Source organism: Pedobacter sp. N23S346 (assembly GCF_048515415.1).
Taxonomy (GTDB): Bacteria; Bacteroidota; Bacteroidia; order Sphingobacteriales; family Sphingobacteriaceae; genus Pedobacter.
Window position 1 is genome coordinate 331091 of sequence record NZ_JBLYEE010000005.1, and the last position, 23716, is coordinate 354806.

Genomic DNA, 23716 nt, shown 5'->3' on the forward strand with positions numbered 1-23716 from the left:
ATTAGAAATGAACCTTAACGATCTCATCGCGCTTTTCCGTACCAATATTAAAGAGGGGAACCTTAAGCTCTCCGGGACTTTGCTGCCCGAAGCCGGGGAAATTGCAGGTTACTTGGGTGCAGGTACTAATGGTGTAACCATTCTTGGTGCTGTGGTCAGCCCATCGGCTTATGATGTTACCGTTAGTGGCACCGCAAATCTATTCGCAGGCCTTTTATTTAAGGTATCGCTTTCTGGCAAGATCAATAACAACAGGGTATGCTTAACATTTAAGGCAACTCCTTCAATTATTGCTTCCTGGAAGTTCAGTCTGGATTTTCCTAACCTGCCTGATTACTTTGGACAAGGGGAGAAGCGTCTGGAAATGAAGCCCTGTTTTCTGAAAAATACGCAGTTTAATAACCCGGCATATTTTGCGGCAACTTATGAGGGCCCGGCATTTAAAACCGGACTTAATTTTACCGCCGTATTGGATGCTACTGCTCTGGGTTCCGACCTTCAGGTAATTTCAGCGTATATTCCGGGCAGTAATGCTTTGCCGGTAACTGGTATACTGGTGCTTCCGGCGGCTGGCGGCAGTCCGGATATTGATTTAAAAGCAAAGATCAATGCTTTCCAGATTGGGGTCTCCGGACTGATCAAGATCACAGAATGCTATCTGCACTTGTTTACCATAAAGTCTTTATTGGATGACCCTGCGCTTTCTGTAGTGGAACTTGCGGGGGTAGTGAACGTAGGCAGCTTACCGGTAATTATTTCTGCACCCCTGCTTCAGGGCAATTCTGCCTGGTCTTTTCAGATAGACCTGCCGAGGAACGATCCGCGTTTTGCCATTAACAATTGGGTGAAAAGTATTGGCAGTTTTATTGGGTGGCAGGATCTGCCCATTCCGGACGCATTTCCAGGTTTGCCAAACGTTTATCTGGTGAATGTATCGATTACATTTGATCCAAATGTAATCAACTGGAAACTGATGCAGATTGGGGTCCGGGTTTCAACGGATGTTTCGTGGGTACCCGCTCTGCCGAAGGTAAAGATCACAGACCTCACTATCGAGTGGAACGTACTTTTCTTATCGGCCGGTAATATTTACAATGCCGTTGTTGCCGGAAAATTCAAGATCGGCTCTGTTGGAATGGTGGTAGAGGTGGCTTATCCGGAATGGATGATCCATGCTTACATGGAAATGGGAGACCGGATCAGTGTAAGTGATGCGCTGGCGTATTTCACAGGGGGTGCCATTGCGATACCAAATACAGAGATTACGATTGTTGATTTTGAGGGGTGGCCCCTTGCTTCCAGATACAACTTCTATACCGCCCTTGAAGTCACCGGTATTCCATTTGCGGATATTCCGTTCGCGATTAAGGCCATGAATATGGAAGTAAATTATGCGGATGGTCTGCTGAGCGGTTATATTACCGTGCAGGTTACCCTTTCAGGAAAGGTCTTCTTGTTTACGGCTAAGAAACCGCCGGCGGAGAATTCCGGTTGGGACCTCATTGGCGGATTGTACAGTAGCGGCCATACCAGCAACAATGAACTTAATGCACAAGACCTGGTCAATTCTTTAACGCCCGCTTCCTGGAGGCCGCAGCTTCCGGCTGCGATCAAGGCTATTGCCCTTGTGAAGTTAAATATGGCGTATAATACAGCGCTTAAAACCTATATGGTAGAAGCAGGATTGAGGTGGGCTTATACCATTCCTAATACGACTTACAATTTACAGCTGGATGCCGGGTTTAAAATAGATGCCAAAAGAACCAGGCTTCAAGATCCATTGCGCAATTCAGGTTATGTAACCGGTGCATTCCGGATCAATAATTTAATTGTTTCGCTGACCTATACCTTTGCACCAGAGGATTCCAATACCACCACCTTTTCTATAGCCTATAAAAAACTGGCGCTTATTGCTACTTTGAGCACTAAAAAAAGCAAGTTAACGCCGCAAAAAAAGGAGTCCATCCTGACCATTGGTTTTGGCGACATGAGCTTTGGGGATATTGTAGAATACCTGGTGAGCCTGGCAGATCCAAATGCGGATGCCACATTAGACGCCCCATGGAGTATTTTATACAGCATCAACTTTAAAAACCTGAGCATAGAAGCCAATTTGACCACCAATGAGGTGAAGGTTTGGTATAAACTGGATGCGAACCTGGTTTTCGTTAATATTGAATACATTGGTCTGGTGTATAAAAAGGTGGATGGCAAGGGACGTGTATTTGCACAGGTGAAGGGCCGTTTTCTGGATCAGATCTTTGGTGATGATGATCCGCTGCAGTGGGATATGCTGAATGATCCGCCGCCGCAGGTACCTGGTAAAGGACCTGCATTTGTAGAAATTAACTTTGTAGGCCTTGGTCAGCATGTGGCGATTGACCAGCCTGGAACATTTGAAAATACCAGTGAAGTGATTACCGCCCTGCGGCAGTATATGGAGCCGGTTGATGATCCGAAAGAAAATGTACTGGCACAGCTCCATGGGCTTAAATTTGACGAAAACAGTCATTGGCTGTTTGGTCTTGACCTGACCATTATCGGCGCAGTAAGGCTTGCTGTGGTTTTTAACGATCCTTATTTATATGGTTTACTGGTAGAGCTTTCGGGAGAGCGGGTGGGGTCGCTCGCCGGTCTTAAATTCGAGATCCTGTATGCTAAGGTGACAGATAGCATCGGTGTTTTTAAAATTGAACTTCGTGTGCCGGATGCTTTCCGTCAGCTGGAATTTGGCGCAGTTTCTGTTACACTGCCAATTATAAAACTGGAAATCTATACCAATGGTAATTTTAAAGTTGACCTTGGTTTCCCGAGAGGTACAGATTTTTCTGCCTCGTTTTGTATCCAGGCTTTTCCATTTATCGGTTACGGAGGACTGTATTTTGCCTATTTGAACGGGGTCACCAGCAAACGGGTGCCGCGGATTACCAATGGAACTTTTGATCCGGTGATTGAGTTCGGGTTTGGCTTGTCTGTTGGTCTGGGTAAAACCATTGAGAAAGGTCCCCTCAAGGCGGGTTTATCAATTACTGTTATCGGTATCCTTCAAGGTTCCCTGGGCTGGTTCAATCCGAATGATAAAGCGCTCCCGGCACCCATGTATTACTGGCTGCAAGGTACCATTGCGATTGTAGGCAAACTTTATGGAGAGGTAGATTTTAAGATCATTTCTGTGAGCATCAGTGTAGAAGCCTACGCCAGTGCTACATTAACGATGGAGGCTTATGGGCCTATTTATATTGAACTTAGGGTGGGTGTGAGGGTAAATGCATCCATCAAAATACTTTTTATACGGATTCATTTTAGTTTTGGTATCGAACTCCACGAAAATTTCACAATTGGTAGTCAGAAGCCTACGCCGTGGATCATTGCACCGGCAGATGCTTCTGCCCAGCTTGCCCTAGAGGAAAGCTTTAGACCAGCTTTGCGGATGCAGCGCAGCGGGGTACATTCGTTAGGCATATCAAAATTAAGCGTTGCCGCCCATGCCTTGCAGCTGCACCGGCTAAGGGAACATTTACTTGGTCTGGCCGTTGAACCAGTTTTGCAGTGGAATTCATCCCTTCATGTATTTGCTGCACGAGAACCCCTTCATCTCACTGTTGTACCATTTTTTACAGTAGCCAAAACGGGTGCTGCTGCTCAGGTAGAAGTAGTGATGGCCCTCACCGGTGAAAATGCGATTTCGCCATCGGCCAGAAACTCAGAAGAGGTTAGAATGGTTTCTACTGCACATAGTGCCAGGGTAAATGATGGATCCCGCTCTAGTTTTAACCTGCTGTTGCAATCTGTATTTGCCTATGCGGCAGATGCCTATAAGAGGGACGATAAAACCACCATCCAGGCAGACGAGTTACAGCGGCTGTATGACCTAATGCAAAAGCCAGACCAGGTGGACCTTGCTTTTAGTTATGGCTATTTATGCACCTTTCTGAGTACCAATTTTCAATTCCAATTGAGCGGTATTCCGGTTTCAGGTGATCAGACCAATCCGGCCCCTCCATCTGCATCCAGTGCCTCATTGATACCGATGCTGCCGGAATTGATTATGGAAATTGTTTATGCAGGTACAACCGTTAATTTTAAAACGGGGCCTTATCTGGTTAATGAGCAATATGAAGAAAGTATAGCCGATTATTTCAAACAGCTTAAAATCGGCTATCTGGATAATGTAGCTAAAGACCCATTTAAAAAGCCGGAACAAGTGGTGCTGGCGGATGTTACTGATGTACCGGAGTCGATATCTGTGATGGTGTTCCGGGATTATTTTCTGATGATGGCCAAGGCGGCAGTGCAGGAGGCTATAGACCTGATGCAGGCGTTCCCGTATTCGGTTTACAAAGACCAATCTCTTTTTAGTATTGCCAATAATCCGGTTTTTCCAAAGATAGAACTGACATATGAGGTGAAAACCGGTGATAACTGGGCATCTGTAGCGGGGCATTTCAGTATGACGGTTGAACGTTTAAAGGAACTTAATCCGCCATCAGCAGTGCCTCAGCCTTTTGAACCGCCAATGTCGTTAAAAATAGAAGCTGGCGTAACGGCAGTCGAAATTGCGAAGGCCAACAAGGATAAGATTCTCAACGCTGCTGTGGCACTTTCTTTGACCGGGGTCTATTATCAGGTCAAAAGCGGCGAAAAGCCAGATGATATTGCTGGTTTATTTAACCAGGCTGCCACCGCACTTTTTGCCTTTAACAGTGAAATTACAGGTCTTTTACAACCGGGATCGCAGATTGAAATTGCGCAGCCGCCGAAGGTGAGCGGACAATACGACCGGTTTACTTATATTACATTAGCAGGGGATATGCCTGATTTTCTTGCTGTTGTTTTTCTTACCCGGAACAACAACCCGGCACTTTACAATGATCCGGAGCAGCAGCCCTGGTATGCGCAAACCATTGCCGATTTCAACCAGGATCTTGGGCCATCGCCGGTGGCTGGTACAGTGCTGAAAATTCCGAAGGGTTTTAGAAATTCAGACCTTCTGCAGGCACTTTCTTATACGGTTCGCCGGGGAGATACACTGGATTTAATTGCGGGGTATTTTGTACTGCTTCAAAACCAGGTGGCCATATTTACGCCCTATAGCAATAACATTAGAACCCTTAATCCCAGTGTAAACTGGAACAATTTGCCATCTGGTACGGTCATTTATCTACCAAAATTAACCCGTATTGTGCTGGCAAGCGACACACTTAACAATATTGCCGCTTTGTATGGGATTACGCCTGGCGATCTTGGGACGGTAAATGGAAGCTCGGGGACTTTACTGGCCACCTTATCGGTATTGAAAATACCGCCGGTAGCCTATACCACCAAAGGGACAGATACACTGGCCTCGGTTGCGGCTGTCTATAATCTAAACCTGGAGGAAATAACACTTGATGTTGCTGGGGTATTGAATCTTTTTCCGTACTTGTCGGAAGGTGCAGCCCCAACACCTGAAACCACCCTTGTGGTTCCGCATGTGCCAAAGATTGATGTAAGCAGGCTTGGTGGTGCATTGGTGGCCAATGGACATAGCAATAATATTGCTGCAATGACCTCACAGTTCCTGATGCATGGGCTGCGGTTGCCTGTGCCGCCTTCTACTGGTTTAAAGCAGGTTTATACCCCGCAAACTGCGCTGGAACCCATGTACCTGCTTACCGGTCAGCAGTTTGCTGCGCCTGCCGTTACCACTGCTAATTATACGATTAATTTTACCGGTTCTGCTGCAAGTGCAAATTGGATCAAGTTTGTTGACAGTTATATTGTACAGGCAGGTGATACGCGGTTAAACCTGGTTGAGCGGTTTCCAAATATTGAGACTTTAAATCCGGAAACAGACTGGGCCCAATTGGCCGCAGGCATGGTACTGCTCACCAATCTGATTGCCGATAGTAAACTTCCGGTTGTCATTACGCCTCATGTGATGGCGGATAATTATCCGTCAACTTCTTTTAAACCAATATTTACAGATCCGAAGGCTGCAAAATTGTATCATGAAAGGCCAGTAAGATATACCCTGCAGGAGTACCTGCATTGGCAGACTGCCATTGTTCCAACCTATCCTCTACCATTGACAGGTGCTGTTTCTGCACCAAAAGCAGGGGAACCTGGAATTTGGATATTTCCATCGGCCATGCTGGAAAAACTGGCACAAAATAAATTTACGGGTAAGAGCCTGGAACTGGCTTATCTGGGGAATCAATCTAAATCTTCCGATCAGCCTGTTCAGCCGCAGCAATACTTCTGGAGCACTTTGATTTCGGTGCAGGTTTCTACAGTTGCAGATGCTACAAATCCTGGTCAGGTATTGGCCAATACCTATGAACTTAAAAGCGTAGATGAAATTAACCGGTATTTACTGTTGCAGATCTGGACGTATCTCACCACCAATCCAGCGGATAGTGCGAAGATTGAGGTTCTTTATCCGCCAAATGCGGCGAGTGGTAACCCGTCTGGTTTAAGCTCAGATCATTTGGATCTAGCCAGTACATATCTGCTTAAAACCAATCTCTCTACAGAGACCACCAGCGGACAGTTTAAAATGGACTTACTGGAGGATAGACCGGTAACTATTGAAAATTACAAAGCTGATATCGGGCAATCTGTTATGTTTTTAAAATATTTATGGGAAGGTGCGATTATGAGTACCGGTGGTTATTATTTCAACTATACCAATCTTGCAGGGAACGTTGGATTGCCGGATTCTGTGTTTGATGAATCTGGTGTGGGAACTTTATGGCTGGTTGTTGCATTGACATCGCAGACTGATTCTTCTAAACCTTCTTACCGGAAGCTGCAGCTATTTAACAATTGTGCCATTATCGGCGATAACCTGGATCCGGCAGGGATGAACTTATTTGCCCAGGCAGCGGATCAATCCGATCTGGTAAGGGCGGCAAATGTACAGCCGGGCAATAATGGATTTGATCTGGAAATGCCAAATCCGGTGGTTCAGGACACGGATGCCGCTGATCCGGAGCAGCGTACCCGGATGCTCTACAGTATGCTGGGATATCAGTTAATGGAGTCAGACCTGTTTATAGCCAGTAACCAGGGTCTTCCCGCTGGTTCTACGGAACAGGGCGGTACGCCTGTAAATGAGACAGGTGCGGTATTGCCATGGCATTTTCATCAAACCATTCCGCTGGCAAAATTCGCAAAATTGCATTTGCTTTCCTCTTGTATGGCCTTACCGCCTGCAATGAACGATCCATATGCGGGTATCACGATTGGTGCAGACGGAAAACTTGGTGCTGCTAAATTGGGCCTTGCTTTTTATGATGTTTTTGGAAACAGCATTGATCCTGATCCGGTTCACTCGCTTGTAGCCCCTCCGTTACCGGTAGGGTATTTTGATGATCTGATCGGCTTTGCCCAATGGCCCGGATTATCTGCACATTACCAGTTTTTAAAGAATAATGCAGGCCGGCCCGTAATGAATATAGAACTCGCGTTTCAGGTAGAAAATTATATTCCTGGTCCGGGTTTGACCTATGAAAAAGGATTATACAATTCCAGTGCACACCTGGAACGTTATAAACAAATCTATTACCAGGTTCACCAACAGGATATGGCGTTTACGGCAAGTACAACACTTGCGCAGGCTGGAACAACTAATATCCCTTTTCAGCTGGATAAAGGCCGGTTGCTTGGTTATGTAAATGCAGCTTTTGTATTCTTAGATACCGCCCGCCAGTTGAGTAAAGGTTTACATACGATTGCCACTGGAAATACCCTTCAAATGGTTTGTGATCTTTATGCGGTGAATGATCAGGACCTTGCCCTGATCAACGGCGAGAAAAAGGCCGCGGATCTTTTCCTGGCCGCCGTAAATATTCCGTTTTATTTTGTAACCGGCCGTGGTGAAAGTCTGAATACCATTGTAGTCAAAGCGAATCAGGGTGCACCGCCTCAACCGGTATCTGCGCTGGTTCTGGTGAAAAATAACCTGAAGTTTAAGTTAAACAAACAGCTGGTATTTATGGTCCCTTCCAGACCAATTACGATCAGTTCGGACGAAATCATTGCAGCGAAATTAACGCTTCAAAAAATTGCTGTCCAGCAATCCAGCAATGTTACGGGATTGGTCAGAGCGAATTTCAACCGGCTTCCGTCGATCATTCCGATAGGCATTTTGTTTACTTTGGATGAATTGACCTATACTACTGCAGCTGATGAAACGTTTCAAAATATAGTTGCTCAGTTCAATTTGATGAGCCCTCCTGTGCAGGAGGGAAACAAACAGCCTTATACGGCTGATGATGTTGCCGTGGCCAATGTGGATTTGGCACATATTTTTATCGCCGGGGCTACGCTTACAATTGCAGACTATGTGACCAAAGAAGGGGATTCTTTTGAACAGATCGGTACCTTATTTCCATCGTATACACCGGAGGCTATTATAGGGTATCCAACAAATTTAACAGTACAAAACCTCTATACGCAGGGACAGCCATTGCTATTGTTCACTAAATCGGAGCTACCTTATACAAATGATACCCTGCTAACGATGGCATTTTCGTGGAACATTACGGCAGAACAGCTGGTCAGCCAGAATTTGCTGACGCCGCTGCAGTCTGCAGATCATGGTATACCTGGAAATCCGACCAATGTGATTTCGATACCGAGTTTGGTGCGTATAGATCCAGCTATTGCCGGGGGAAGTTATATGCCATATTGTGCTAAGGCCGGAGATAACCTGACCACAATTGCCGGATTTTTTTACGATGGGACAAATGCGGTGATGAATCTGGCTACGCTCAATCAGGATGTGCCATGGATGTTTAAACCCGGGCAAAATATCACGATTTCGGGCAAGACGGTTCAAACGGTGTTGGGTGATTCTATGCTACGTATTATTCAGCGTTTTGCAAAAGAGCAACAGCTTACGGTTGATCTGGCAACGCTGGTGGCCCAGATTAAAACCAATGCGGGGATACTTGCGGAGGCCGCGTTTTTTGTATGTCCGCTGCCTTCTACAAAATCGATTACCTCTCTTGCTCTGCTTTCTCAGCAGTTTAATGTTCCAATTGATGTCCTGGCCAGGGTAAATGGTTCAATGCAACATTTTTTAGCGGGTCAGGGTACCGTATCGGTGACAAGAACCTTTAACGGACAGCCAGTTAACATTAGTATCAATCTGCGGCCACAGGATACATTTTGTGCATTGGTTCTTAGGTTTAGAAAAGAAAAGAATGTAGAGACCAGTATTGAGGAGATTGCTGCTGCGAATAAAGATCTTGCCATCCTGACTTCAGCTCAATATTTTTTACTGCCGCCTTGCGCATTAAATATGGCGCAGGAAATTGCGATTGGTGATGCACCTGGTTCGCCTTATCTGGAGACTATTTTTGAGGTTCGTGTAGACCTGCTTATGAAGCGTGATAAGGATCTTAAGGGATTAATTAATCCAGATTTTGTTTCCGTTGAAACCGTTAAACAGAGTATTACCGTCATTGCACCGCATAGTGCTTACGATGAGCGTGGCCAGCTGAGCCTCACCGGATTTGCGCTTGCTTTTGAGAATGCTTTTCCAAATTTAAAGATTGCGATCTCTAATGGCAGTCGCCGCAAAACCGATAAAACAGAAATAAGACAGGTCTGGGCCGTATATTTTGGTGTGGGTGGTATTGAAACTTTCAATATTGACCGGTTAAATCCTAATTACTATGCTTTAAAACCTTTGTCTACCTCGCTGATTAGCCGGGCAAATGTACCGGTTAAGGGGTATTCAGAAGGTGTACTTACGTTGGCAGCACCGCATAATTTCCAGTCGGTAGATCTGGAAGTTTGGGCAAAACAGTTTATAGATGCCATAGCGCTTTTCTTAACTCCTGCATGGTCTGCTGCGGCAAGCATATTGCCGGCAGAAGCTAATAATGCATTTAACAGGATAGTAGAAGCTAAAAAGGTCCTGGCCGGAAAGATTTCTTCAGGTTTGGATTTTATACTTGACCAGGTGAAAGACCCTGTAAAACTTGCGAGTGCGCAGCTTAGCTTTAAGGAGCAGTTATTGATCCATCTGTCCAATGCTTATAAGACCGATACCTTATTGCAGTACAATATTGGTATAAAGGCCGCATTTTCGGGTCAGCCGATAGCGCCCCGGTTTTCTGGTAAGGCGATAAGCCGGCTTTACAAAACTTATCCGGTGGGGGAAGGGGCCAAAAATACAGTCGCACAGTTCAGTACTGATCTCAGTGTAAGCCAGCTCTATTTCGCTGTTCAGACGGCGGATTTAAAAGGAATATTGAATAAAGGTCTGGTTGTGCAGTATCCAGGTAAAACGGATCATACCATCCAGACAGAGGATAACCTGAATACGTTAGCTGGTCTTTTTCAGGTCGGCTTGCAGGAGCTGGTCGACCACCTGACCTGGACCAAGCCGGCAGTTCAGGGTCTTTTTCTAGCCGGTACTACGGTGCCGGTGACGAGCATCTGTATTCAAACTAAAGACAGGACCATTTTGAAGATTGCCGTTTACTTCAATTCCAGTGTGGAAGAATGGGCGATTGCAAATAAAGATAATGCCGGGCTTTTCCAGTTGGGTAAGCCGGTTTCGTACCCAGGTTATCCCACGGTGATGGTTACCTCCGGTAATAATACTTTAGAAAAGATAGGTGCGGCACTTGGGCCCCTGGCGACCCCGGCGTCGCTCGCTGAACATTTACAGCAGGCTACCGGTTTGCTGGATCCGTTATTCATCAGTTTTATGTTGACCGGTAGTTTGAACTATGCAATTTCTACGGCTAAAACGGATCTTTCCACCGGTACCAGTGAAGCCAATTTTATGCTGAATGTTCTTTCCGGACAAAAAAACCGGAAGGTGCTGCTGAACCTGGACTATGTGATTGATGAAATGGAATTTAACATTGCAGATGTTCAGCAGGCAGAGGATTATCAGGCGTCGTCCTGGCTTACTTTCCTGATTCCAATTGCCCGCGGCCAGCAGGTTATAAACAGCAATTTAGGCCAACCCGAAATTCCATTGCCATTACGGGCATATCCTGGGATGCCAACCTTACTGGTTCAATCTGGAACCGCTGCTGTTGAACCGTCAAAAATTCCGAAACAGTTTCCTGATAACATCAATGCGGCTAAGCTTTGGAAATATGCTTTTAGCTATCAGCTTACGCTTACGGAACAGGACACGAGTTACCTGCATTTGCGTTTTAACCTGAACGAAGTGGCCAATAAAAAGCTCTTTACATCGGTCAAAGAAGTGGATCTGTTTGACACGCTTGCCCAATTCAGTACGGTATGGCCGCAACTTCAGAACGATCTGGCAGTTTTGCCATTGGGTGTACCATCGCCTAAGCTGGCCCAAGCGGCAGATATCTTTGCTACCTTGGCAGAAGATATAGCCGTCAGCTGGGGCTACAATCAGCACAATCTACTAAAGAATGCCATACTTGCTGAAACGGAGTATCAATATGGGGTAAGCGGCATTGCGGACGAGTCGGTAAATCCAAAATGGGAAGCGCTCGTGGTGAGCTCTTTACAGGCTGCTCCTGTAAGTCCGACGGGTATGTTCCCTGATTTGGTTTGGATCAGCAGGGCTGGTGGTACGGTAAAAGAATATGTACTGGGGAAAGCTGCATCTGCAACAAGCTGTACCTACAGTTTCCCAAATTTAATCCGTCCGCTGGTGACTCAGCCTTTAGAACTGAGGGTGGAATTTGACAGGATGAATCTGATCCGGTACCAGGATGCCCTTGCCGGTACATATGTAACCCGAAACGCCTATCTGGTGGAAACGAAAACCAATCCTGATTTTGTTTTTAAAATCCCGGAGATTGTATTCAATCAAACCATGTTCCCGTTAGTTGAACAATCCGTTACGCTTCCTTTCAGAAATCAGCAGCCGGATTTGCAGCATGCGTTGCAAGGCTTATTTACAACGCTTTTAGAAGGTCATACACCTGCTGTTAAGATGACCGGGCTGTATGGTTACCGGCTTGCGGTGAGTGAAGGGTCAAATGATGATGAGCAAGCTATCGTCAGTTTACTTCCAATGGTATTTCGACCAATGACTACTTATCGGACGGCGTTAGTTGATGAAATTGCACAGGCAATCGGGAATTGGGTGGCAGGAAAGCCCCTTTCTCAACAAGGAGGGCGTTACACTTTTGATCTTTACGTCTTTTCTGAACTGGGCAGCAATGCGGCGAGACCGCTGTTGAGGTTGAAAAGCCTGGTATATTATCTTGTTTAGCGAAGATCTGCGGCTATTTGTTAAAACAAAAGAGACTACCTTGATCTCTTCTTTAGAGCCAATAGCTCTTCCGCCCTTGGCATTCCATCTTTTGGGATCGCAGTCCCGATTGGTAGCGATCTCTGCACGATTTCCCTCGACGGTATCCTCATGTAGACCGGTAAGTTTCCACTTAAATAGTTCTTTTGCTTTTTCAGATAGAAAAGCAGGCTAAAATTGGTTTTCATAATCTCAAGATTTTAGTTAAACAAACATAGCTTTGCTGCTTAAAACACACAAGATGTTCAGTTAATAACAACCTGTTCAATAGATGGTTATGTGTCATTCGGTAAGTCAATTTTTAACCTTTTGCCTTACTCACCGAATCACTCACCAAAATTTTGTGAATTCGTGCGATTTTTGGCAATTCCCTAAAAGGAAAAACCCTGCTCATCGATGCGATTGCAGGGTTTTATACGTTTTGATAGTCTTTGGTGTGATCCCGCTGGGATAGGAACGTTGTCCTATTTCCTTCGTTTGATGACTATCTGTAAAGGTTTTGATTGCTGACTCACCGAATCGCTCACCTTTTATCTGTATTTTTTATTGCAATTGCTATAGTATAAATGTAAGAATTTTATTATTAAAAAAATAACAACATAAGAATTAAATCGCATTCATATAAGCCGAAGTTTACAATTTGCTACGAATGATATCTAAGTTGAATGCTGATATTCGAATAATTTGTGATTTAATTAGATAGCGGTTGAAATCAAGCTGATTATAGAATGCGAGGGTAAGAAAATTTGAATTATTTATCAAGGAAAAGATAGCTGAACTTAAGGCTAAACGTAATCTTTATTTGGAAGCTGAAGAATATTTCAAAACATCAAGAAGGAACAATTAAAAATCTTACTACTGGATGAAATGGAACCGCTAGTAGACTAATCAAACTTGCATTTGGTCAAATTCAGAACATCAAGAATTCAAATAATATCGATTGTTGTGGTAAATCTGGATAAGAATAAATAATTTTGGCAGTATCTAAACGCTCATATGGAATTAACATTTTTATGGATTGAACATTTTAGAAAGTTTAATCGTCAGGCTTTTAATTTTAGTCCAGAAATTACAGCAACAGTTACGTCAATCGGGGAACAAAGATATAAGCTCGATCTGGACCTGAATCCCGATTTTACAAATCCGTTCAAGCTACCCACCGTCCAAATTTCAGGGATTGCTGGCAGGAATGGCGCCGGTAAATCAACTTTGCTTTCCTGTTTAAAGATGCTCTATGGAAACCTTGAGATACTTATTGCTCCTCTTATCTTTTGTCATCTAGACCGGGAGAACAATATCTTGCATACGCATTATTTTAATGGTGGAGGAAATACTATGTTGCCCTTGTACGTAGAAATTGGCATATCCGATAGCCTAGGAAACAAGTATCAAGTTAGACAGGCAACCCCATATTACCTAACGAATTTTGGAGACAACAGAATCACAGGTCTTGGAATAGAGTTGAAAAAAATAGATTGCGGTTTTTTAACAGGTAATTTTGACTACACGCCAGAAACATACTATAGTGGTATCATTAACCTATCCACGAAATATCGGGTTGATGATTTTTTAAACGAGTACGTTAAAAAGGTCGAACGTGATACTGAGAAAAAGATTAGGGATAAGGCGCAAAGAAAAACTCCTGTAATAGAAATTTTCCCGTCTCACTTGCAGGACTACTATAAAAAGGAATTTCAAAGTCATTTTAGACTTATCGCATACACCAATGGTAGGGTTAGAAATTTGCTACCAGATCTGCCGAGGAAAGTAGTGATTTCCTTCAATTTTCAAGACTACCAAAGTTTGTTAGACGACCAGAACAGTAAAGGATATCTGTTTCATAAAGGTGAGCTTAAAGAAATACAAGAACAGGCACTTCTTCAACTGCAACAAATCAGCGATCGTCGACAGGTCTTTCAAAATATGATTTACCTGTGTGTATTTTATAATGCGGTTCGATACGATCTTTTTGGCGAAGAAGGCAATTCATATACCAACGGTGATCTTGCAGGGCTAATTGCCAAAATCGCAAAAAGCCAGGATGTTTTCTCAGAGATAGAAGAAAGTTTAAATGAACTTAAGATAACTACAAAAGATACCTTAGAGGCATCAAAACTCAGGGACCTCCTTGGGGATAAACTAAATTCGGCAATCGAAAAGGCACCTTTTGAAGATGACCCAGTTTATAAAAATCAAATAATCCAATTTCCATTTACCGTTGGTCCGAATGTATGGAATTTGCTTAGCCAGGTTTTTGACTATCAATATGGTAATGAAACTGCCTTCTTGGAGTACACCTGGGAACACGACTTGAGCACTGGTGAACAAGCTCGCCTTAATAACTTTACTCGCCTATATGAGTTGAGGAAAAAAATGCAGAACAAATTTCTTTTATTGTTGATTGATGAGGGCGACCTTTACTATCATCCTCAATGGCAAAAGCAATACCTTAAGGATCTATTAGATGCAATAAAATTTTTCTTTGAAGGTCGCAAGTTACAGGTTATACTAACGACTCATTCCCCATTTATCCTATCAGATATTCCCAAGCAAAATATTATCTTTCTCAACCGTATAGAGCAAGATAATGAGGATGTGAGGTGCGAGGTCTCTCCAGCTATTGACCATATAGAAACCTTCGGAGCGAACATTCACGAATTATTTATGGATTCATTTTTTCTCCAAGATGGACTAATGGGTGAATTTGCCAGAAACTATATTGATGAACTTATCAAGGAAATTAAGCCCCTTGAAAATATATCAAAGGAGTTTTTTGAAACAAACCTGAGACAACGAATCAACATTATTGGAGACCAATTTATTAAAGCTAAAGTTCTTGAAATGGTCGCTTCCAGGGTTGAGCCTGATGTTGTTGACAAAATCATCCAGGATCGTAGCCAAGAACTAAATGTACTCAAGGCTATTCGTGATCAAAAACGGAAACAGCAATGATAAGAATTGAACATAAGAAGCTTTCCGAAATAAGTGAAAACTATTTTGAGCAGATCAATCCAATCATAAATCGAAGGATTGATTTTTATATCGATTTGTTTAATGTGCTATTTGCTGGTGGAGAACTAGATGATCTTTATGATAGTACTGGCTTAAGATGGAACGCGAAGATATCATTGATCAATCAGTTCCTAAGCCGAAGTAAACTTAACTTCAAATCAAATGACAGAGTCCAATATGATCGCATCATACTGGACAATGTTTCGCCATTCGTTTTTGAATATGAAAGCACAATTCAAGATTTACTTTATTTTTTCAAAAACAAGGAAAACTTAAAAGCTATTCTGCTGTGTTCCCCGGAAGATAGCTTAGAAGTAGATCTATTGGTCAGACAAAATTTTAACATAGTAGACAAGAAAAAGAATGTTTCTTTATGGAATTGGATTGGCAGTATAATAGACTACGATTTGTTTGATGAATTCGCTTATCATGTTGCAAATGAGCTAGAAGTCAACACCTGTCCATATTGTAATAGGAACTATATAAACACAGTAATCGATAAAGGGAAAAATCTAATCAGACCACAATTCGACCATTTTTTCCCAAAATCAGAGCAGCCATTTCTTGCCTTGAGCTTTTACAACCTCATCCCTTCGTGTTATTATTGTAATTCAAGTTTGAAGAGCGCCACTACCATCACGCACGATACCCATTTACATCCTTATGTGTCAGGATTTTCTGAAGCTTGCGTTTTTGGTTTTGAATATGAAGCCCTAAAAAACCCTGTACGTCATCCGGAAAATTTTGCTGTTAGATTGTTGCCTGGCGTCAATGACGACACGCCGATTTTTCGAAAGATATTCGGCTTGAAGGCCCAGGAGGGAAATACTCGTCTTTTTAGGATAAAAGAAATCTACCATGCCGCACATAGGGATATCCTAGGTGAAATGAAAGAACGAACAGACAGGTTTTCAAGCGCCCAAGCTGACTCGATTTCTGTTTTTTTTAAAGAACTACAAACAGATAAGAGTGAATTTTATCAGTTTTATTTTGGGAATTATATGGAAGAAAAGGACTTTAATCGTAGACCAATGGCAAAATTTACCAGAGACATCATCCGGCAAATGATACCAGATTTCTTTATTTCGAAATAGCTCAAAAAATAGGATCAAGTTAATTGTAAAAAAAACGAAGAGATTGAGATACTTAGTTGCGCAGAGTTATCCACAATGGTCATGAACTTTGTTCAGTTTTCAGCGTTTAAAGGCTATCTGGATGTTTTGGGAATTGTGACTCACCGAATCACTCACCTTTTTGTCTGTATTTTTTAGTTGCAATTGCTATGATTAAAGATATGGGTTTATTGCAGAATAAAAAAGTTATTAAGCTTGTTCACTACGTTTAAAGTGTATTGAAAATTGCCGGTCTCATACAAGAAATTATGTGAAAGACTGTCATTGTTGAGTAAACGGTAAGGGATGCTTACTCTATTAAAAAAAAATGGTCCAACCAATAATACAGGTATTTATATTAAACATAATCAATAGATTAAATCACCTATTCTAAATCGTAGAAATCCCTCTTTAACTCATTTTGAATGCTTTCTTTTATCCATATAATTTTCTGCTCCATATAATTAACATGGTCAGCGTAATCCAATATATCCGAAAGACCTTTGATCATGCCTATAATCTCTTGGCATAGCTCAATTTGATTTTGCAATGTGGACATATAGCTTTTAGTGGCTATGCCACCAGAGGCACTAAAAAACATTTTCCGGAAAAATTCTACATCTTTTTGCAACAACAACAGCTCGCGTAAAAATCCAACGTATTCGGTTCTATACTTACATAGCACGATATTTTCCAACATCATTACCCTCTGCTGATCCTTATAATTTATTGCCAAATATTCCGATATCTGTCGTCTAGCTTTTTCGACAAGCTCCTGATTTTCTGGGTCGAAATTGAACAAAGATACAGCAGCGTGTGTCATGTCCGAGAACACTGGGCTTTTTCTTATGATAATTTCTAATGACTTGGTTATAATGTCTGAATAATTTGGCAGCTTCCAGATATAGTCCGTACGGATATCCTCAAAGCGAAAAGTCAAATAATCAAAGTCAACAAAAGTGCTTTCAAGATATTCGACAAAAAAAATTGGATCAATTTCTAGCAAGGCCTCTAGCTCTTTTCCATCATGATCGAAATTCCGTTCGGTTTCTTTTAATATGGTGTATGCCTGTTTCAATACTGGCAATTTTTTCTTAAAGAAAGCAGCACATTCTTGGCAAAAATTCCAACCAAGATATACTTTGTCTGTAGGTTTTTCTAGTACAAGCCATGTTAGATAGCTAATGATATTATATCCATCGAGATCAACTTTGCTCTTCTGAAATCTAGAGAATGTGTCTTGAAACTTCTCAAAATCCAACATCCTAGATAATGGTACTAGTATGTTCTGATCACCGAAAAAGCTGATCAAACGATTCAACATGTCAGCATCAACCTGCTCCTTAGGAAGTGCCGTAAAAAATGTGCTCAGCCATACGTTTTTACCTGTGAAATCAAATTCCTCCAATAATTCCAGAAATTCTGGACCACTAAATGTTGCATCATTCAACAGAAAATAACAAATCCTAGAATTGATGGGTACACTTATCTTTGCACTAAGAAATAGCCTGAGGGTTTGAATTGCGAAATCCTTCCCCTTTAGTCTCGATGCAATGAATATTTCCGTGGCGCTGCCCTCAACCATCCAACGATCGCGCTGATCGAGCTGCTCATAAAACTCGTCTATTTTGTAGATATATGATTCTAACTCTTCCCAATTTCGCTGAATCACAAAGTCTTCAAACATTTTTCGCCTTTCTTGATCCTGTTCTAAAGCGCTTTTTCCCGATCTGTCCCATTGCGGCCTAAGCATCTCGTAGAGTTTCATAATATCTGATCCGATGAATACATTCCAAGATTCTGGACTTTCACCTCCTGCCTCTTCGATATTTTTTGCCAGCCTCTTAACAAACTTACAATGCGAATACTCCTCTGTAGAAAACTTCTCGAAAATCAGCCTCTCATAAATTGGAAGTTCATCTATGTAGATTTTTTTATCCAGCTTTCCACCAGGAAATACAATCTTCTCTAAAACCCGATTGATATTAAACTCTTTATAGTCGGCTCGCTTAATCAGTCCAACTAGCATTTTCTCTCTAATTGCCACTAAGGCGGGGTTATACGGCAGATCGAAATTATAATACGTAAAGGCGTGTCCTTTAGCTGACCCAAATTGAGTAAAGTGACTTCCGAAAAGCACTTCGAGGATCTTTAGAAAGGTGCCATCGGCAATTTCCTTATGCCTGCTTGAACGGTTTTCAGCATCCAAAACATCAAGCAGTTTATGTTGCCTTACATATTCCATCTGCAGGTCGTCGACCCTGTAGCTGAAGTAATCATTGATAAACTTCAAAAATTCTGGAAGCCTATTGTCCTGGGTAGCTACAAGTTCTATGGCAAGTGAAATGGATGGTTCGAGCAACTCATTGGGATGGCTCCAAAACTGGATCAAAAGTTCAAAATATTCGGTTGATCTCGTATGGTCATTATTTTCAAAGTGAAATACCAATTTTCCTCCAGTCGAGACTTGGGGTAAAGATTTGATCCATCCTCTTAGGTATTTAAGCGTATCATAACCTTTATAGAACCAGAACATCGAATAGAACTTGTAAATTTCATCATCGGACTTTATCTGCTGAGCTACATGATGTAAATGGGGAGCTACCAATTCTTTTATATTGATTGTTAGCTGGTGTTGTGTTTTTCTAAAAAATTATTTATTTTAAAATGTATTGCTAACTATCTGTTTATCAGTAGGTTGGTTTAAGTTCGTTTGTTCAAAATCCCATTAGGGTTTTCGTAAGGGATTTTGAACACCTCCATCCGTTTTTTTCTCGGCCATCGTCCTCTTCAATAATGATATTGACAACTATTTCAGCGACTAGATCTAGAAATTTTTCTTCTTTTTCCTGTAAAATTAATTTCTTGCTTTTCTGGTTGTGTTATGCACGTCTTTTCTTTTCCATTTGATTGAGATTTAGGAAATGTAATTTAACTTCAATCTTATGTGTTTGACCTTTAGGATGTTTCATTAAAAAATCTTATAATTGATATATTAATGCTCCCTAAACCTTATTAAATGACATCCGATGATATCTTAAGTATTCCCAAAATTTTACTACATACACATCTTGAAGGAAGCATGACGCCTGCTTCGCTGAAAGATTTGAGTAATAGAAATGGTGTAAAACTGTCTTTTAATCCATTTTCAAAGGATATTTACAAATCCATTCAAGCAAATAATTGGGAAACATTTCGAAAGATATATTTTGAAATTTGCTCAAGCTATCATAGTGACGAGGACTTTTATGAAGCTCTGTTTCGCTATGGTCAAAACCTAGCATCTCAAAATGTTAAGTACGTAGAAGTTCAGTTTTCGCCATGGAAACATTTATCTCGAGGAGTTCCACTAGATCAAATTTCAAAGGGTTTTGTAAAAGCTGTTAATGATTTAGAGAAGAATGGGATAATTTCAATGAGATTGATTTGTGATTTGGTCAGAAATAAAGATGAAAGATCTGCATATATTATTGATTGGTTAGTAGATCTGCCTAAAAATATCTTTGTTGCATTAGGATTAAGTGGTGGAAGTAATGCAGTTCCAAGAGTTCAATATTCCAAACATTGTGAAAGAATTAAAAAATGTGGATTTTATATTACAGCTCATGGTGGAGAAATTGAGGGGCCTGAATCTGTAAAAGAGGTTATAGAATATTGTTTCGCAGATAGAATAGGCCATGGAGTAAGGAGCCAAGAAGATTCTGATTTATTTGCTAACCTATTAAGTAGTGATATGCATTTTGAAATCTGCCCAACCGCAAATAAGATTATCGGATTGTGCAGGGATAGTTTTGATCCAATCAAAAATATTGTCAACAAAAAGATTAATTTTTCCATTAATACCGATGATGAACTTATATTTCATACTGACATCATCCAAGAGATAAGTCTAGTATCTAGCATATGCTCGTTAACCTTAGCCGATATTATAAGTAATCAAAAAAATGCGTTATCAAATTCATTTTTAGATGACGAACAGAAGTCGATAGTTTTAAATAGAATGTTCCCGTGATTAAAAGATATACTGACCAAAAAGATGTATTGTTTGCCGCTGTCGGTTGTGTCTGTTTCAGTGGTAACATGATTCTAGTTTTAAAGCGTAATATTGACAAATCTTACCCAGATCACTGGGGTATTCCAACTGGAAAGGTTGAGATTGGAGAAACTCTTATAAAGGCGATTATTAGAGAATTATTTGAAGAAACAAAGTTAGTTCTTTCCGAGGAACGCTTAACAGTGGTAGATGATTATTATGTTAGCAATGATGACATGGCATTTAGCTATGCTTTGTTTTACACAGAATTTGAAATAAATCCGAATGTATCAATAGACATTACGGAACATTCACAGCACCAATGGCTAGAAATAAGTCAAATAGATTCCCTAAAACTTGTTCCTCACGTTAAAGAAACTGTACAATATGCTATACAAAGAAGGGCCTTAAAACTATCAAGTCAACTCAATCTATTTACCAATAGGCCTGATGTTTTGATGACAAATGTTGTCGATTTAATGAAATATATGAAGGATTATCCTCCGTTGGAATTTAATAGTCCTGAAATGAAGTCTTGGATAGTTACATTCGGATCTCCCGGTTCGGGTAAAACTACGACGTTAAAATCATTGTTCAATTCCATTCCAAATTCAAAATACAGTTTAATAAGTGACAATAGTAAAATCTTGAAGAAGAATACTAGGCTAAAACGCTATTTTATTGAAGCAATGAAGAATAGGAAATTTATCTACTTCTTCTATTTTCAAATGGAAATTTTAGCAGATAAGTATATCCAATCATTATCAGCACCACAAAATGCATTAGTTGATGAAACAATTTTTAGCACACTTGCTTACTCACTAGCGTTGTTCAGGCTAAATTGGCTTACTCAAGATCAGTTCGAAACATTTTTATATAATTATCAAATTTATTCTAGCTACCTGCCCAAGCCTGATTTTGTTCTTTTTTTCTATTGTAGAAAGAATTCCCTAGTAAAAAGAATTGCCGAAAGGAATAGAAAGATTGAAAAATACTTTACTATTGAATATATCGAAGCCTTAAATTACGCTTTTCAAGATGTAGGAAATTATCTAGAAGGGATAGGACATAAAGTAATCTATATCGATACGGAGGAATTAAGAACAACTTCAATTGTGTCTGACCTTTTATCTAACATTTTAAAAGATGGATTTAAATAATATAGACAAATCCAATTCCACCTTTTGGTCAATTGGTAATGAGCCAACACAGGCCGTTAATAATTTGCAGGCAGACTACATTACCTATCATTTAAAGCTTCTTTATTTGTTAAGCGATAAGGTATTGGCCTCAAGTTCCTTTTTCTTTGAATCTGAAAAAACAAGAATGGTAACTGATAATCTCTTAGAGTTATTTGAAAATGGTGAAATATTATACTTTATTGATGAAGATCTGGAAAATTTTAGGGAGCATGGTTTAAAAAAAATTAATAAAAGTCCTAGCTCTCTCACAGCTTATAACAATAAAGATCAGGTTCTCAGATTATCTAAGCAAATGGATGAAAAGTTCATTTTGTTGAGAAGACCGAAATTGTCGATAAGTGATAAGATTGTAGAACTTTGGATTCAAGAGTTAGAATCATTTGAACTGGGTACAATTGGACATTATATACATAGTTTACCAATTAGCCCTTCGGATAAAACTGAAATTAAGATTAATTTGGTTCAGTTTGGTCAATCAAGAAAAAAAGATTTTGTATGGGAGTATTTACATCCGCTATTAACTAGACTTCGGGTAAGCAAGGAATTTAAATTCATTGTTCGAAGAAAACTATCTATGCTCTATTCTATCGCTACAACCCAAGTGCTAGGTTTGTCAATTGATAATAGCAATTTTTTTAATACTACTCAAGTTAGTGCTAATCTGAAGTTTGATACAGGACTATTTGATGAGTGTTTAAATTTAATAGGACTACGAAAAGCTATTAATATGTTAAGTCTTCAAGATGTAATGAAATTGAAGTATTCTGAGCCATTTATCTATTTCAAGGAGTTTTATTTTTTATTAATTGAGGCAAGTGCATATAAAGCCGATAACGCAAAAAAAGCACTTCCCTTGTTTCATGAAGTTGATAAATTCCTTGCGAATGGGAAGATTGACGTTACGAAATTTGTGAAGGCATTTGGGTTACTGTGTAAGCGTTTAAATTTAAGTAAACAACATTATAAGAAGCCACTGGAGTTAATTATTAGTAAGTATGAAGCCTTCAATAAAGCTACAATAAATAATTTTATAGAGTTGGTTAATGAATATTCAGTTGATAAGAAAAAAGTCGTTATACAAGTAGTTGCTCAATATGAGGAAATAAATATTCTAAATGCGAAAGAGTATGTCTTAAAAAACGAGACGGCGATTAAAAAAACCATTATCAATAATTTTAGGATTCCAGAAACAGATACTCCAGGCGGTTATCAGCAAATGCTAGAGCGGACAATTCGTTGGTTTGAGAACTTTAAAAGAAGTGAATTTGATATCGCTTTATTAATTTATAAAAATATTAGATACTATTCGGAAGGGGATATCGATGAATTGCTAGATAAAATGGCAATGGCGCTAAGGAAATTATTTCAAAATGATTTAAGTAAGGTAATGTTCTCTGGATTAGGCGACTCTAGTGCGGGCAGCGGTGAGCAGTTTTTGTATCGCCTGAATCAAAGGTTACGATTGCCTCAACAAAACTTCCCGAAAGACTTCCGCAGTTCAATTGGAAATCATGATGCTATTGTATTTATCGATGATATAATTGGTAGCGGTAATCAAGCGACAAGGTATTACAAAAAAAAATTGGCTGATGTAAAACTAACCAAATACTATTTTTCATTACTAGCTTACGAGAATGGAATCAAAAAAATACGCGAAGAAACGGGGTTTGAAAAAGTAATAACATTATCTCTTATGAATGAAAGCCATATGGCATTTTCACCGGAATCTGAAATTTTCCCCAAACACTTAATAACAAAGCTTAGAATAATCGCAGAGCTTTATGGACAAAAACTTTATCCATTAGGACCATTGGGTTACGATGACAGCCAAGCTCTTATAGTATTTGCTCACAACACTCCTAATAATACTTTGCCCATTATTTGGGCGAGTGATAACAACGAGAAATCTATTGAATATCCTTGGAACCCGTTGTTTGAACGGAAGAAAAACTAGCCTTTCGAGTGTTGTTTCAAACGAATATCAGTTTATATTAACGGGTCTTAGCTTCATCGATAATTTTAATCTTCGCTAGTTTTGATTCTATTTGCCAAAATCGCCTCTAACACCTCTAAAAATCCCAATAAGTGTTCTAAGTATTCACCATCC

At 40.5% G+C, this 23716-nt stretch carries 7 protein-coding genes; 6 read left to right on the forward strand and 1 reads right to left on the reverse strand.

What is annotated here, in order from left to right:
- The first annotated feature begins 7 nt into the window (after positions 1-7).
- The 3 genes from ACN1CD_RS11830 to ACN1CD_RS11840 all read left to right on the forward strand — a co-directional run bounded on the left by ACN1CD_RS11830 (position 8) and on the right by ACN1CD_RS11840 (position 16356).
- Positions 8-12211 (forward strand): LysM peptidoglycan-binding domain-containing protein, encoded by a 12204-nt coding sequence (locus ACN1CD_RS11830; protein ID WP_419130599.1) that lies wholly within the window; start codon positions 8-10, stop codon positions 12209-12211.
- A 1035-nt stretch (positions 12212-13246) separates the two neighbouring features.
- On the forward strand, positions 13247-15202 hold the full coding sequence (locus ACN1CD_RS11835) for an AAA family ATPase (RefSeq protein WP_419130600.1): 1956 nt from the start codon (positions 13247-13249) through the stop codon (positions 15200-15202).
- Positions 15199-16356, forward strand: coding sequence for a hypothetical protein (locus ACN1CD_RS11840; RefSeq protein WP_419130601.1), 1158 nt, complete (start codon positions 15199-15201; stop codon positions 16354-16356). Before ACN1CD_RS11835 ends, ACN1CD_RS11840 begins: the two co-directional genes overlap by 4 nt.
- 403 nt (positions 16357-16759) lie before the next feature.
- Here the strand turns inward: ACN1CD_RS11840 and ACN1CD_RS11845 are convergent, their stop codons facing one another.
- Positions 16760-18982, reverse strand: a complete 2223-nt coding sequence (locus ACN1CD_RS11845; protein ID WP_419130602.1) for a hypothetical protein — start codon at positions 18980-18982, stop codon at positions 16760-16762.
- Between the two features lie 411 nt (positions 18983-19393).
- Here ACN1CD_RS11845 and ACN1CD_RS11850 point away from each other — a divergent pair, with 411 nt between their 5' ends.
- Genes ACN1CD_RS11850 through ACN1CD_RS11860 form a run of 3 tightly spaced genes read left to right on the forward strand, consistent with a single transcriptional unit; the run spans position 19394 to position 23563 of the window.
- Positions 19394-20386 (forward strand): hypothetical protein, encoded by a 993-nt coding sequence (locus tag ACN1CD_RS11850; RefSeq protein ID WP_419130603.1) that lies wholly within the window; start codon positions 19394-19396, stop codon positions 20384-20386.
- On the forward strand, positions 20383-21567 hold the full coding sequence (locus ACN1CD_RS11855; RefSeq protein ID WP_419130604.1) for an NUDIX domain-containing protein: 1185 nt from the start codon (positions 20383-20385) through the stop codon (positions 21565-21567). The genes ACN1CD_RS11850 and ACN1CD_RS11855 overlap by 4 nt, the downstream gene beginning before the upstream one ends.
- On the forward strand, positions 21554-23563 hold the full coding sequence (locus ACN1CD_RS11860; RefSeq protein ID WP_419130605.1) for a hypothetical protein: 2010 nt from the start codon (positions 21554-21556) through the stop codon (positions 23561-23563). Before ACN1CD_RS11855 ends, ACN1CD_RS11860 begins: the two co-directional genes overlap by 14 nt.
- Positions 23564-23716 lie beyond the last annotated feature (153 nt).

Bases quoted from the DNA above. Each gene is read 5' to 3' on its own strand.
- ACN1CD_RS11835 (WP_419130600.1), top strand. From the start codon at position 13,247: ATGGAATTAACATTTTTATGGATTGAACATTTTAGAAAGTTTAATCGT.
- ACN1CD_RS11850 (WP_419130603.1), top strand. From the start codon at position 19,394: ATGACATCCGATGATATCTTAAGTATTCCCAAAATTTTACTACATACA.
- ACN1CD_RS11840 (WP_419130601.1), top strand. From the start codon at position 15,199: ATGATAAGAATTGAACATAAGAAGCTTTCCGAAATAAGTGAAAACTAT.
- ACN1CD_RS11830 (WP_419130599.1), top strand. From the start codon at position 8: ATGAACCTTAACGATCTCATCGCGCTTTTCCGTACCAATATTAAAGAG.
- ACN1CD_RS11860 (WP_419130605.1), top strand. From the start codon at position 21,554: ATGGATTTAAATAATATAGACAAATCCAATTCCACCTTTTGGTCAATT.